Raw genomic sequence first — 12,785 nt, 5'->3', positions numbered from 1 at the left:
CCGGCGTCAGCCGCCGCCCAGCCGGTCGAGTCTCTCGCGGACCTTCTCGGCGTCCGGATGGTCGAACTCCGCGAAGATCTCCAGGGCCCGCTGCCAGCTGGCGCGCGCGGCCGCCACCTCGTCCGCGGCCAGCTGCGCGTCACCGAGGTTGCCCAGCGTGTGGCCCTCGCCCCAGCGGTTGCCGACCTTCCGGTGTGTCTCCAGCGCCTGGTGGTAGCGGTCGACGGCGTCGTCGAGGCGGTTCAGCCGGTGGTGGACCGTGCCGAGGATGTCGAGCGCGACGCCGATGACCCAGTGGTTGTCGCTCGCGCGCAGCACGGTCAGCGCCTGCCCCAGGCAGTCCAGGGCCTCGTCGTACCGGCCGAGCCGCTGGTAGGCGTCGCCCAGGTTGACCAGGGCGATGCCCTCTCCCCACACACTGCCGAGGCCCCGGTCGAGGACGAGCGCCCGGCGGCTGTACTCGACGGCCTTGTCCAGGCGTCCCGCCTGGAGGTAGACGTCGCCCAGGTTGCCCACGGTCGTCGACCTCGCCGTGACATCACCGTTCGCCCGGCACACGGCCATGGCCTGGTGCAGATGAGCGATGGCCTCCTCGAACCGGCCGGAGCTGCGCAGCGCGGCGGCCGTGTCCGCCAGCGCCTGGCCTTCCCCCGCCCGGTCGCCCGCGGCGCGGGCTGCCGACAGACCCGTCCGGGCGGTGTCGAGCCAGTCCTGCCGATGACTGCGCAGGTAGAAGAACCCCCACAGGACGGCAGGCAGTCGCCAGGCGATGCCCGGGTGGCCGGACTCGGCGGCCCGGCGCACCGCGCAGACCAGGTTGGCCCGCTCGGTCTCGCACCAGTTCAGGGCCTCGTCGTACGTCGAGAACTCCAGGGGCGCGCACCCGGGGGGCGGCGCTTCGAGGGGGATCCGCCGACGGCGCGGGGTCAGGTGCAGGTAGGCGGCGGCGGCGGTGTGCAGGTACCAGGCGAGCAGCCGCTCGACCGCCCGGTCCCGTTCCGCGGGGGTCTCCTCGGCGTCGACGCGTTCGGCGGCGTAGACGCGCAGCAGGTCGTGCAGGGTGTAGCGGCCGGGGAAGTGCTCGGTGAGCAGATGGGCGCGGGTCAGCTCCACGAGCAGACCGGCCGCCTCCCGCGGGGCGAGCCCCGCGAGACCGGCCGCGGCGGGCGCGGAGATGTCGGGTCCGAGGTGCAGGCCCAGCAGCCGGAACAACCGCGCGGCCGGGGCGGACAGCGCCTTGTACGACCAGGAGAAGACGGCCCGTACGTCGGTGGTGATGTCGTCGCCCCCGGCGAAGGCGTCGAGACTGCCGTGGCTGTCGGCCAGTTCCTCGGCGACGGCGCTGAGCGGGAAGCCGGCGTGGGCGGCGGCGTGGGCGGCGACGATGGCCAGCGCCAGCGGCAGCCGCGCGCACTGCTTGATGATCTCCTCGGCCGCCTCCGGCTCCGCGGCGAGCCGCTTGTGGCCGAGCCGGCGGGCGAGGAGGTCGTGTGCCTCGGCCGGCGACAGCTGGTCCAGGGTCAGCGGATGAGCCCCTTCGCCGACGACCAGGCCGGTGAGCTGGTTGCGGCTGGTGACGATGACCAGACAGCCCGGGGAGCCGGGCAGCAGTGGACGTACCTGCTCGGGATCGCGGGCGTTGTCGAGCAGCACCAGCACGCGGCGCTCGGCGAGCATGCTGCGGTACAGCGCCGCCTGCGCGTCGAGCCCGGCGGGAATCCGCATCGCCGGCACGCCGAGCGCGTCGAGGAAGATCCGGATGGCCTCCTCCGGCGGCACGGTGTTGCCGGTCGGATCGAAGCCGCGCAGATTGATGTAGAGCTGTCCGTCGGGAAAGCGGTCGGCGATCTCGTGCGCCCAGTGGACGGCCAGCGTGGTCTTGCCGATGCCGCCCATGCCGCCGATCGCGCTGATCACGACCGTGGCGGGAGGTCCGCCGTCGTCGGGCAACAGGGCTCGGGTCCGCTCCAGTTCGGCGCGCCGGCCGACGAACGCGGGCAGATCGGCGGGCAGTTGTGCGGGACGGGCGAAGTGCGCCGGGGCCCGGGACACGGGTTCCTCGGGCGGGTCCGGCCGGGCGGGCGGGGCGGAGGCCAGGGATCCGTCGGCGGCGAGGATACGGTCGTGCAGCTCCTGGAGCGCGGCGCCGGGCTCGATGCCCAGCTCCTCCACCAGGGTGCTCCGCGTCCTGCGGTACGCCTCCAGCGCCTCCGCCTGCCGTCCGGACCGGTACAGGGCCAGCATCAGCAGCCGGCACAGCTGTTCCCGCAGCGGGTGGGTGCCGGTCAGCGAGATCAGTTCGGCGATCACCTCGCCGTGCCGCCCGAGTTCGACGTCGGCGTCCAGCCGGGCCTCCAGCGCGGCCAGCCGCTCCTCGTCCAGCCGGGCTCGCTCGGACTCGGCGGCCGGTCCCGGGACGCCGGACAGCGCCGTGCCCTGCCACCCGTCGAGCGCGGAGCGCAGCAGCTCGGCGGCGCCGGCCAGCTGCCCGGCGGCCCGCTGCTCCTTCGCCGCGGTCACCCGCTGCTCGAACACCGCCAGATCCAGGGCGCCTTCGGGAACCCGGGCCAGATATCCGTCCCCGACCGAGACCACCACGCGCTCCGACTCGGGCGCGTCCGGGCCGGGCTCCACCACCTTGCGCAGGCGCGACACATAGGTCCGCAGCACGGACACGGCGGCGGACGGCAGCTCCTCGCCCCATACGGCGTCCAGGAGTTCGGTGAGTGTGACGGGACGCCCCCGGCGCAGCAGCAGCGCCACCAGCACCGCCCGCTGCTGCGGCGATCCGAGGTCCAGTTCCCGCTCTCCGCGCCACGCCCGCACCGGCCCCAGTAAGGCGAAGCGTATGGAGTCCTCAACGCTTGTCATGTTCGGACTCTACTGATCGAAGCTATGCCGGATTGAACCGTTCCCCTACACCACCCGTTGCGGTACGAGGACCGACGTCAGGAGGGAACGGGCATGAGCCGAGGTGAAGAGCCGGACCGGCCGGACACGGGGGCCGACTCCGCCGTACCGGAAGAGGAACCGGTCGCCCCGCATTACGAGGTGGTCATTTCCGGCGAGGACTCCGCCGCCGTCGACGGCGAACCCGTACCGCTGGCGGAGGGAGTGACGCTCGACGCCGCGATCCTCGACCTGCTCCACGGGTACGCCCGCGAGCGGGACACCGCCGTGACGGCGGACATCTCCGACCCGTCGGTGGGCTATGTGGCCACGGTCGAGGTGTCGCCCGACGGGTCGAGCAGGTTGCTGGAGGAGTTCCAGGAGACCCCGGACGCCGGGGAACGCGCCGCCGAGGCCGATGCGGAACCTGACGCGGAACCTCACGCGGTGCTTCACGCGGAACCGGCCGACGGACCGACCGACGGTCTCGACGACGAGCCGCACGGCCCGCCCCACCCCGCGCCGGAGCCGCCCCCGCTCACCGCCCGCCCCGCCCCGGCGCCGCGGACCGGCCGCAGGAACGCGCCGCGCCAGTCGGACGACGAGTTCGAGGGACCCGGGCTGCTCCAACGGCCGCTGGTCATCGGACCCGTGGCGCTCGGAGTGGCCACCCTCGTCATCGTGCCGCTGGTGATGCTGGGCAGCGGCGGCTCGGGCGGCGGGGACGAGACCCGGAACGCCGGTGCCAAGGGCACGACGAGCCCGAGCCGTTCGGCCGGGACCGCCACCGGGGAACCGGCGCCGACCGTCTCGGTGTCCCCGAGCATCTCGCCGTCCCCCAGTCCCTCGGCGACCAAGGAGGACAAGGAGAAGGACGAGGAGAAGGACGAGGCGAAGGGGAAGGACAAGGCGAGCCCGACGCCCGGCGGGAAGGACGGCGGCGAGGTCGTCGTCACGGTGACCGCCCGTCCCCCGCGCGCCACCGTGACCGCGCGGCCCCCCAAGGAGACGGCCGCCACGGCCGTGAACCGGCTGGCCAGGAGCGACCCGGGCGGACGGCACATCTGCTACCGCGTGTACCTCTCCGCCGGAGGCTGGCAGAAGCCCGTGTGCGACGGCACGATGGCCGGGACGACCGGACAGAACAAGCCGATCAAGGCCGTCAACATCGCCGTGACCGGCGCCGGGGGCTCGGCCGCCAACGCCTTCCGCCACGACCCCGCGTCGACCAACGGCGAGGGCAAGTGGGTGAAGCAGTGGACCGCCGTCGTGGCCGACGGCAGGAACAACTACATCGGCAGCACGAGCAGCGGTGCCCCCTACATGACCGGCTTCGCCGTCAACATCGGCAGCGGCCGGATCTGCCCGGCCGCCAAGGTCCGCGGCTACGACTGGGGCGGCCAGGACTGCGCCGACAAGCGCCCGGACTTCGCCTTCGGCGGCACCCTGGAGAACACGCGCTGGCTGGAGGCGGTCAAGTTCACGGTCTGACGGAGAAGGCTCACTCCGCTCACGGCCAGAGGAGTTCCCGGGTCCAGCCGTCGCGCGTACGCCGGTAGTTCAGCCGTACGTGCTGACGTCGCTCGTCGCCCTGGAAGAACTCCACCTCCTCGGCGAGCAGGCGGTACAGGGTCCAGGTCGGGACGGGCGCCGACGGGTCCTGCTGCGCCCGCGCCCACGATTCCGCCGAGACCCGGGCCAACTTCTCCAGGGAGTCGAGCACTTCGCTCTGACGGCCGGTCAGAGCCGCGGCGAGGGCGCCCGTCGAGCGGGCGTGCAGATCCGCCTGGCTCTCCGTCGAGGGCGCCGCCGTGACGGGTCCCCGCACCCGCACCTGCCGGCCGAGGACCGGCCAGTAGAAGCCCAGCGCCGCGTACGGACGGGCGGTGAGCTGGCGTCCCTTCCGGCTGCCGACGTGCGTCGCGAAGGACCAGCCGTCGGCGTCGGCGCCGTGCAGCATCACGGTCCGTACGTCCGGCCTGCCCTCCTCGTCCGCCGTCGCCAGCGACATCGTGTGCGGCTCGGTCTGCCCGGCCGCCACCGCGTCCGCGAACCAGGTCGTGAACAGCGGCAGCGGCTCGGCCGGCGCCGACTCCGGAGCGAAGGGGCGCAGCTCGGTCGCCTTCGCGTCCCACACCCGCAGCGACCTCAGCAGATCATGAAGTTCCATGCGGTGATTGTCAGACAGATCCCAGGTCGGAGGAGACCCAACGCTCGGGCCGCATCCGTACGACCACCTGCTCGCCGTGGTTCTTCCACGCGAAGTCCACGTACCCGTCCACCTTCTCGGGCGGCAGATACCGTGCCGAGAGCTCCCGCAGCCGCTCGATCGTCGCGGGCTCGGTGTCGATCACCGGGCCCTCCACGGACACGTACCGGATCGTCGGCTCCACCCGGTCGATCATGAGCGAGAACCGTCCGGCCGCGCTGATCAGCTGGTTCTTGCGCGAGTCACGGCCGGTCATGATCCATACGCTGCCGTCGTCCTCGACCTGGTACCAGATCGGCACGGTCAGGGGTGCGCGGTCCGCGCCCGCGTCCACCGCCAGCGCGGCGATGTGCGGCTCGGCGAGGAAGTCCTCGCGCTCCTTGCGGTTCAGGGCCATTGCGGTCTCCTACTCCACGGACTCACGTGCCTCCTGTCCGCACAACGCGGACCGAGGGAGCACGTGTTCCCGTCCGGCGGACGCGTCACCCGGTCGGCGTTCCTCCGCAGTTCCGCCGCTCGTCACCAGGTGTCCCTACCGTGCGGGCCATGAGAAGAACCTCGATCATGCTCAGTGCCGTCGCCCTGACGGCCGCCCTCGCGGCGCCCTCCGCTCTCGCCGGTGAGCGGTCGCACGACTTCGGGCAGGCCACGCTCACCGGATGGGCCTCGCTCCCGGCTCAGACGTTCGTGCCGGGCAGCGAGCCGTCCGGCGCCGCGATAGGCGCGGGTCCGTTCAACGGCATCTCCGCGCCCTTCGCCGACCAGCCCGTGCAGGGCTTCTCCGGCATCGTGAACCGGCACGACGGCACCTACGACGTGCTGTCGGACAACGGCTACGGCGGCAAGGCCAACAGCGCCGACTTCCTGCTCCGGGTCCATCGCGTCAAGCCGGACACCCGCACCGGCGCGGTCAAGGTGCTCGGCGGGTTCAACCTGACCGACCCGGACCACAAGGTGCCGTTCGCGCTCACCCGTGCCGACCGCACGCTGACCGGCGCCGACTTCGACGTCGAGTCGATCGTGCGGGCCTACGACGGCACGTACTGGATCGGGGACGAGTTCGGCCCGTTCCTGCTGCACTTCTCGCGCACCGGCAAGCTGCTGGAGGCGCCGGTCTCCCTGGAGGGCGTCAAGGCGCCCGAGAACCCGTACCTGAACGGCGGTACCCCGAACCTCGGCGGCAGCAAGGGCTTCGAGGGCATGGCCCGGTCCGTGGACGGGCGGTACCTCTATCCGCTGCTGGAGGGCACGGTCGCCGGTGACACCGCCGGTGACCTGCGCTTCAACCAGTTCGACCTGAAGGCCAAGGCGTACACCGGCAAGCGCTGGACGTACCGCCTGGAGTCCCCGGCGAACGCCATCGGTGACGCCATCGCGGTCGACAAGAACCGCTTCCTGGTCATCGAGCGGGACGGCGGTCAGGGCGAGACGGCCAAGTTCAAGCGGATCTACCTCGCCGACCTGCGCGACCGCGACCACGACGGTGTGATGGACAAGACCCTCGTCGCCGACCTGATGGACATCGCCAACCCGAAGAAGCTCGGCGGCTTCGGCGAGACCTTCACCTTCCCGTTCCAGACGATCGAGGACGTCGTCCTGCTCGACGACCGCACCCTCGCCGTCCTGAACGACAACAACTTCCCCTTCTCCTCCGGCCGTACGGCGGGCAAGGCGGACGACAACGAGTTCATCACCATCCGGCTCGACCAGCACCTGCACGCCGACAAGCGCGCCTTCTTCTAGGCGACCGGGCTGATCCGCCGGACAGGCGCTAGCGGCCCAGTACGACCGTCCCCGACGAGCAGAACCACCCGCCCGTCCCGGACGCCACCGCGAGGCGCGGCAACCCGCCGTCGCCGGACCGCACCTGCCGCGCCTCGCACTCGCCCCTAAGCTGCCGCACGGCCTCGACCAGCAGGAACAGGCCCCGCATGCCCGGGTGTTGGGCCGACAGCCCGCCCCCGTCCGTGTTGACCGGCAGCTCCCGGGCCTGCACGAAGGCCCCGCCCTCCCCCTTCTTGCAGAACCCCAGGTCCTCCAGCGTCACCAGGGTCATGTAGGTGAACGCGTCGTAGATCTCGGCGAGGTCGATCTCCGCCGGGCGCACCCCCGCCCGCTCGAACGCCAGCCGCCCGCTCACCGCAGCCGGCGACACCGTGAAGTCCGCCCACTCGGACATCGTGGAATGGGAGACGTACTCCCCGCTCCCCAGCACCCACACCGGCGCCTTGCGGCAGTCCCGTACGTACTCCTCGGCCGCCAGCAGCACCGCCGCGCCGCCGTCGGACCGGATGCAGCAGTGCAGCTTGGTGAACGGGTCCGCGATCATCGGCCCCGACAGGACGTCGTCGACCGTGATCGGGTCCCGGAACATCGCCTCCGGGTTCAGCGCCGCGTTCCGCCGCGCCTGAACCGCCACCTCGGCCAACTGCTCGATCGTCGTACCGAATTCGATCATGTGGCGCCGGGCCGCCATCGCGTACTTGGCGATGAGCGTGTGGCCGTACGGCACCTCGAACTGGAGGGGGCCGCGGGCGCCGAAGGACAGGTTCCCGGTCCTGCGGCCCGCCCTGATGTCGGCGCGGGCCGTGGAGCCGTAGACGAGGAGGACCGCGTTCGCGTGTCCGACGGCTATCGCGTCCGCCGCGTGGGCCGCCATGACCTCCCAGGTCGAGCCGCCCACCGAGGTGGAGTCGACCCAGGTGGGGCGCAGGCCCAGATACTCGGCCACCTCGACCGGTGCGAGCACGCCGGTGCCGGCCGAGGCGAATCCGTCGACCAGCGCGCGGTCCAGGCCCGCGTCCGCCAGCGCCCGGCGGGCCGCCTGGGCGTGCAGGGTGTAGGGGGTCGCGTCGTCCACCCGGCCGCAGTCGGAGAGGGCCACCCCGACCACGGCGACTTTCCGGTTTCCGGCAGTCATCACCATCAACGGCCTCTCCCTCTGGGCATCTCGTTCCGGCCCTCCTAATATGACGGACCGTCAGATCCGGAGGGAAGGGGCAGCCATGGATGCCGGATTCACCGCCGAGCAGGTCGAGATCCGCCGTACTCTCCGCGAACTGCTGCACAAGCGGTGCGGCCCGGAGGAACTGCGCCACGCCGTCGACGCCCCGGCCGGCCACGACCCCGCCCTGTGGACCGCCCTCGCCGAACACCTCGGCCTGCCGGGGCTCGCCCTCCCCTCGCGGTACGGCGGTGTCGGCTGCTCGGCGACCGAGGTGGCCCTGGCGGCGGAGGAGCTGGGCCGCGTCCTCGCCCCTTCGCCCTTCCTCGCCACCGCCGTCCTCACGGCCCCCCTGATCCTCGCCCTCGGCACCGACGCCCAGCGCGCCGAGCTGCTGCCGGGCCTGGCCGACGGTTCACTGACGGCTGCCCTGGCGGCTCCCACGGTCTCCCTCGGGCTCACGGGTGACAACCGAGGGGACTGGGCCGGAGGGGGGCGCTCCGGGGGTGTCCAGGCGCGGCGGACGGCGGAGTGCTGGCGGCTGTACGGCGAGGTCGGGCACGTCCTCGACGGTCACAGCGCCCGGCTCCTGCTCGTCGCCGCCCACCGCGGCGGCTTCGCCCGCTCGCGGACGGACCTGTTCCTGGTCCGGGCGGACGCGGAGGGGCTGCACAGGGTCCGGCAGACCGCCCTCGACTCCACCCGCCCGCTCGCCCGGCTCCAGCTCCGGGACGTGGCGGCGCGGTTGCTGGGGGAGGAGGGCGCGGACGTGTCCGGGGCCCTGGCCCGCCTCGGGGACACGGTGGCCGCCGTACTCGCCTGCGAGGCGGTCGGTGCCGCCGAACGGGTGCTGGAGCTGACCGTGGAGTACGTGAAGCAGCGGGAACAGTTCGGGCGTCCGATCGGGTCCTTCCAGGCGGTGAAGCACCGGCTGGCGGATGTGTATGTGGGAGTGCAGGCGGCACGCTCGGCGGCCTACTACGCGGCATGGGCCACGGCCCAGCAGGAGCCCGCCGTAGGCCTCGCGCACACCGAGGCCACGGCCCACCCGGAGCCCGCCGTAGGTCCCGCGCACACCGAGGCCACGGCCCACCCGGAGCCCGCCGTAGGTCCCGCGCCCACCGAGGCCACGGCCCAGCAGGAGCCCGCCGTAGGTCCCGCGCACGCCCAGGCCACGGCCCAGCAGGAGCCCGCCGTAGGCCTCGCGCACACCGAGCCCACCGCCCACCCGGAGCGCGTCGGTGGGCTTGCCCTCGCCCAGGCGCTGCAAGCCCTGCGTACCGCTGCCGGGGAGGCGATCCAGCTGCACGGCGGGATCGGTTTCACCTGGGAGCACGACGCTCACCTGTACTTCAAGCGGGCCGCGGGCGACGAGCTGCTGTTCGGGCCCGTGCACCGGCTGCGGGCACGCGCGGCGGACGCGGCGCGGCTCTTCGAGGCGGCGGAGGTGACGGTGTGATCGGCGTCCGGATGGTCCAGAAGGTGTCCTCGACGCGCGGCTTCGCCAAGGTCGCCCCGCATGTGATCCCCGCGCTCGACCGCGCCGTGCACCGGATCACCCGGGGCCGGGTGCTGCTCAGCGCCCGGATGCTGCCCGGGGTGGTCCTGACCTCCACCGGCGCCCGCAGCGGACTGTCCCGCCGCACCCCGCTCGCCTGTATGCCGGAGCCGGAGCAGGACGGCTGGATCCTCATCGGCTCCAACTTCGGCCGCCCCGGCCATCCCGCCTGGACCGCCAACCTCCTCGCCCATCCCGAGGCCGAGATCAACTGGAAGGGCGCCGACATCGCCGTGACCGCGCGGCTGCTGACGGGCGAGGAGCGGGCGGCCGTGTGGAAGCGGGCGCTGGCCTTCTGGCCGCCGTACGCGACCTACCAGGCGCGGGTGGAGCGGGAGATCCGGCTCTTCAGGCTCGCACGACGGCAGCCGGGGGCCGCCGGGAAGTGATCACAGCGTGTGCTGGACCAGCAGGAACGCCCCGATGCCCAGCATCGCCGCGCCGGAGGTCCGGGTGACCGCCCTGGCCGCCGTCGGGCGGGCCGCGAGGATCGCGCGGGCGCCGAGGCCGACCGTCAGGTAGACGGCGGCGCAGCACGCCATGTGGAGCACGCCGAGCAGGGCCGTCTGCGCGGGCACCGGCAGGTGGGCTCCGTCCGTCGCGAGGAACTGCGGCAGGACCGAGAGGTAGAGCAGCAGGCCCTTCGGGTTCAGGCCGCTGATCATCGCCCCGCGCAGGAAGACCCGGTCACCGCCCGCGCCGGAGGCCTCCCCGGGCGTCCCGGGGCGGCGCAGCACGCTCCAGCCCAGCCACACCAGGTACCCGGCGCCGGCGACCGTCAGCGCGGTGAGCAGGGCGGGCTTGCTCGCGACGAGCACCGCGAGGCCCGCCGCCGCGAGGGCCGTGTGCAGGGCGTAACCGCTCACCAGACCGCCCACCGCCCGCGCGACCGAGCCGCCGCGCAGTCCCGCCGAGATCGCGTACGCCCAGTCGGCGCCCGGCACACAGACCAGCAGCAGGTCCAGGGCGAGGAAGGAGATGAGGGTTGCGGAGTCCATGGTGGGGACATTAGGCGGGAATGGCCCGAAAGTGTTGTCGAAGTTTGCGCGCGCTCTCGCACGGTGAGGGAAGATCTGCCTCATGGACGACGTGGACCGGAAAATTCTTGCCGAGCTTCAGCAGGACGGGCGGCTGACCGTGACCGAGCTGGCCGGGCGGGTGCGGCTGAGCGTCTCGCCCTGCCACCGGCGGCTGCGGGAGCTGGAGCGGTCGGGGGCGATCAGCGGATACCGGGCCGTGGTGGAGCCGACCGCCGTCGGGCTGACCTTCGAGGCGCTGGTCTTCGTCTCGATGCGGCAGGAGGACCGGGACACCGTCGCCGAGTTCGAGCGGGCCATCGGCGAGATCGAGCACGTCCTGGACGCCCAGCGGCTGTTCGGGGAGCCGGACTACCTGCTCCGGGTCGCGACGGCCGACCTCGCCGCCTTCCAGCGCCTCTACGACGACCGCCTGGCCACCCTGCCCGGAGTGCAGCGGTTGACCTCGACCCTGGTCATGAAGCACGTCGTGCGGGACCGGCCCCTGCCCGCATAGCACGGCAGGCGGCCGTTCACCCCGGGGTCGACCGGGAGGAACAGCCGCCTGCCAGACAGGACTTGGGGGCCTGGAAAGGGGTGCGGGCGTCTACTTGATCGGCTTCTTGCCCGTCACGCCCAGGTGGACCAACAGCGCCAGGTTCGGCTTGAGTTCGGCCTGTTTGACGCCCCAGGACTGGAAGCCCTTCTGGTGCGAGGCCACCGCCGCGAGCATCGCGACGAGCGAACCCGCCACCGCGGCCGGGTTGACGTCCTTGTCGACCTTGCCCTTGGACTGCAACTCCGCGACCGCGTCCGCCAGGGAGTTGTTCACCGAGTTGAGGATCTTCATCCGGATCTTGTAGAACCGCTTGTCGCCCTCCGCGGCCCCGAGATCCACCACACGCAGGATCGCGTCGTTCTTCCGCCAGAACTCCAGGAAGCCGTCGACGAGTTCCTGCGAGGTCTGCCAGCCCGACTTGCCGACCCAGGAGCGGCCCTCCAGGAGCGCGGTCAACTGTCCGCCCTCGGTGGCCATTTGCTCGGCGATCTCCAGGACGGCGCCCTCGACGTCCGGGAAGTACTGGTAGAAGGTGGCGGGCGAAGTGCCCGCCTTCCGGGCGACATCGATGACTTTGACGTCCCGGTAGGGAGAGGAGCTGAGCATCTCGCTGAGGCAGTCGAGCAGCTTCTGCCGGGTCGCCTGCCCACGCCGGCCGGCCACGCGGCCGTCGACGGTACGCACTTGTCCTGTCATGCCGTCAGCTTACCGAGGGGTGATCGGAGCGCGATTCGGCCGACTGCAAATGGGGTGCACGGGTGCCGCGAAGCTGGTGTGCCTGGTCTGCGGCGTGCGTGAGCGCCCGTTACTTTGGCGACATGGCCGAAAACAGGGCATCCGGGGATGCATCCGGGTTTGTCGAGGGCGTCCCCTGCTGGGTGGACGCCCAGCTTCCCGACGTCGAGGCGGGCAAGCGGTTCTACGGTGAGCTCTTCGGATGGAGCTTCGAGGACGCGTACGCCCTCAAGGACGGCGAGCGCGTCGCCGCGCTGGTCCCCAAGACGGACGGGCGGATGCCGACCGTCTGGACCGTGTACTTCGCCACCCCGGACGCCCAGGCGCTGGTCCGGCGGATCCGGGAGGCGGGCGGCCAGGTCGTCACCGCACCGGTCGAGGTCGGCGCGGGTGAGGGGCGCACCGCCCTGGTCACCGACGCCGAGGGCGCGGTCTTCGGGCTCTGGCAGGCGGGCGGGCACACCGGCTTCGGCCGTCGCCACGAGGAGGGCACCTTCGTCTGGGCCGAGCTGTACGCGCGGGACACCGAGAGCGCCAACGCCTTCTACGGCGGCCTCTTCCACGACGCCCTGTTCGGACCGGACGCCGAGCCCGACTTCGGCCGCGCGCCCGTCTCCGACGTCTTCCCGCCCGAGATGCCCCCGCACTTCCTGGTCCACTTCCGGGTGGCGGACTGTCAGGAGGCCGTGGAGGCGGTGCGACGGCTGGGGGGACGGGTGCAGGCTCCACCCTTTGAGACGTCGTACGGAACGGTGGCGGTCGTCACCGACAATCAAGGGGCCTCGTTCGCCGTACTGGAGCGGTCGAACTGAGGTTTTTGTCCGGAGACACCCCGATTCGACCCCGGGTTCGCAACCACGCCCGCGGACAGGAAG

The 12,785-nt window shown here is 72.3% G+C and carries 12 protein-coding genes; 6 read left to right on the top strand and 6 right to left on the bottom strand.

What is annotated here, in order from left to right:
- Window positions 1–6: 6 nt before the first annotated feature.
- Entirely contained in the window at window positions 7–2,871 is a 2,865-nt protein-coding gene (locus AC068Z_RS14045) for an AfsR/SARP family transcriptional regulator (protein WP_478554859.1), read from the bottom strand.
- 93 nt (window positions 2,872–2,964) lie between these two features.
- On the opposite strand from AC068Z_RS14045, the gene AC068Z_RS14040 reads away from it, so the two are divergent.
- The gene (locus AC068Z_RS14040) at window positions 2,965–4,380 is read left to right on the top strand and encodes a hydrogenase expression protein HypA (RefSeq protein ID WP_478554858.1); all 1,416 of its coding nucleotides are present in this window, start codon (window positions 2,965–2,967) and stop codon (window positions 4,378–4,380) included.
- Between the two features lie 19 nt (window positions 4,381–4,399).
- Here AC068Z_RS14040 and AC068Z_RS14035 read toward each other — a convergent pair whose 3' ends face one another.
- Window positions 4,400–5,059, bottom strand: a complete 660-nt coding sequence (locus AC068Z_RS14035; protein ID WP_478554857.1) for a pyridoxine/pyridoxamine 5'-phosphate oxidase — start codon at window positions 5,057–5,059, stop codon at window positions 4,400–4,402.
- Window positions 5,060–5,069: 10 nt separating this feature from the next.
- Window positions 5,070–5,495: a pyridoxamine 5'-phosphate oxidase family protein gene (locus tag AC068Z_RS14030; protein ID WP_478554856.1), complete on the bottom strand. Its 426-nt coding sequence runs from the start codon at window positions 5,493–5,495 to the stop codon at window positions 5,070–5,072.
- A gap of 149 nt (window positions 5,496–5,644) precedes the next feature.
- Between AC068Z_RS14030 and AC068Z_RS14025 the strand changes: the two genes are divergently transcribed.
- Window positions 5,645–6,841 (top strand): esterase-like activity of phytase family protein, encoded by a 1,197-nt coding sequence (locus AC068Z_RS14025; RefSeq protein WP_478554855.1) that lies wholly within the window; start codon window positions 5,645–5,647, stop codon window positions 6,839–6,841.
- 28 nt (window positions 6,842–6,869) lie between these two features.
- On the opposite strand, the gene AC068Z_RS14020 is transcribed toward AC068Z_RS14025, so the two are convergent.
- Window positions 6,870–8,018, bottom strand: a complete 1,149-nt coding sequence (locus AC068Z_RS14020; RefSeq protein ID WP_478555372.1) for a thiolase C-terminal domain-containing protein — start codon at window positions 8,016–8,018, stop codon at window positions 6,870–6,872.
- Between the two features lie 85 nt (window positions 8,019–8,103).
- Here AC068Z_RS14020 and AC068Z_RS14015 point away from each other — a divergent pair, with 85 nt between their 5' ends.
- Window positions 8,104–9,501, top strand: coding sequence for an acyl-CoA dehydrogenase family protein (locus tag AC068Z_RS14015; protein WP_478554854.1), 1,398 nt, complete (start codon window positions 8,104–8,106; stop codon window positions 9,499–9,501).
- On the top strand, window positions 9,498–9,989 hold the full coding sequence (locus AC068Z_RS14010) for a nitroreductase family deazaflavin-dependent oxidoreductase (RefSeq protein ID WP_478554853.1): 492 nt from the start codon (window positions 9,498–9,500) through the stop codon (window positions 9,987–9,989). Before AC068Z_RS14015 ends, AC068Z_RS14010 begins: the two co-directional genes overlap by 4 nt.
- Here the strand turns inward: AC068Z_RS14010 and AC068Z_RS14005 are convergent, their stop codons facing one another.
- Complete coding sequence (locus AC068Z_RS14005) at window positions 9,990–10,598, bottom strand: LysE family translocator (RefSeq protein ID WP_478554852.1); 609 nt, start codon at window positions 10,596–10,598, stop codon at window positions 9,990–9,992.
- Between the two features lie 82 nt (window positions 10,599–10,680).
- Here AC068Z_RS14005 and AC068Z_RS14000 point away from each other — a divergent pair, with 82 nt between their 5' ends.
- The gene (locus tag AC068Z_RS14000) at window positions 10,681–11,133 is read left to right on the top strand and encodes an Lrp/AsnC family transcriptional regulator (RefSeq protein WP_328872091.1); all 453 of its coding nucleotides are present in this window, start codon (window positions 10,681–10,683) and stop codon (window positions 11,131–11,133) included.
- 90 nt (window positions 11,134–11,223) lie between these two features.
- On the opposite strand, the gene AC068Z_RS13995 is transcribed toward AC068Z_RS14000, so the two are convergent.
- Window positions 11,224–11,859 carry a TetR family transcriptional regulator gene (locus tag AC068Z_RS13995; RefSeq protein ID WP_478555370.1) on the bottom strand — a complete coding sequence of 212 codons (636 nt, stop codon included), beginning with the start codon at window positions 11,857–11,859 and terminating at the stop codon, window positions 11,224–11,226.
- Between the two features lie 134 nt (window positions 11,860–11,993).
- Between AC068Z_RS13995 and kbpA the strand changes: the two genes are divergently transcribed.
- Window positions 11,994–12,722, top strand: a complete 729-nt coding sequence (kbpA, locus tag AC068Z_RS13990; protein WP_478554851.1) for an AfsK-binding protein KbpA — start codon at window positions 11,994–11,996, stop codon at window positions 12,720–12,722.
- Window positions 12,723–12,785: the final 63 nt, after the last annotated feature.

The organism is Streptomyces sp. NPDC043726, from assembly GCF_056436565.1.
Note: the sequence above shows the minus strand (reverse complement) of the source record. Positions and strands in the feature narration are given on the sequence as shown.

Excerpts from the sequence above, each read along its gene's own strand:
- AC068Z_RS14000 (WP_328872091.1), top strand. The coding sequence starts at position 10,681 with ATGGACGACGTGGACCGGAAAATTCTTGCCGAGCTTCAGCAGGACGGG.
- AC068Z_RS14035 (WP_478554857.1), bottom strand. The coding sequence starts at position 5,059 with ATGGAACTTCATGATCTGCTGAGGTCGCTGCGGGTGTGGGACGCGAAG.
- AC068Z_RS14040 (WP_478554858.1), top strand. The coding sequence starts at position 2,965 with ATGAGCCGAGGTGAAGAGCCGGACCGGCCGGACACGGGGGCCGACTCC.
- AC068Z_RS14025 (WP_478554855.1), top strand. The coding sequence starts at position 5,645 with ATGAGAAGAACCTCGATCATGCTCAGTGCCGTCGCCCTGACGGCCGCC.
- AC068Z_RS14015 (WP_478554854.1), top strand. The coding sequence starts at position 8,104 with ATGGATGCCGGATTCACCGCCGAGCAGGTCGAGATCCGCCGTACTCTC.
- AC068Z_RS14045 (WP_478554859.1), bottom strand. The coding sequence starts at position 2,871 with ATGACAAGCGTTGAGGACTCCATACGCTTCGCCTTACTGGGGCCGGTG.
- AC068Z_RS14020 (WP_478555372.1), bottom strand. The coding sequence starts at position 8,018 with ATGACTGCCGGAAACCGGAAAGTCGCCGTGGTCGGGGTGGCCCTCTCC.
- kbpA (WP_478554851.1), top strand. The coding sequence starts at position 11,994 with ATGGCCGAAAACAGGGCATCCGGGGATGCATCCGGGTTTGTCGAGGGC.
- AC068Z_RS14005 (WP_478554852.1), bottom strand. The coding sequence starts at position 10,598 with ATGGACTCCGCAACCCTCATCTCCTTCCTCGCCCTGGACCTGCTGCTG.
- AC068Z_RS14030 (WP_478554856.1), bottom strand. The coding sequence starts at position 5,495 with ATGGCCCTGAACCGCAAGGAGCGCGAGGACTTCCTCGCCGAGCCGCAC.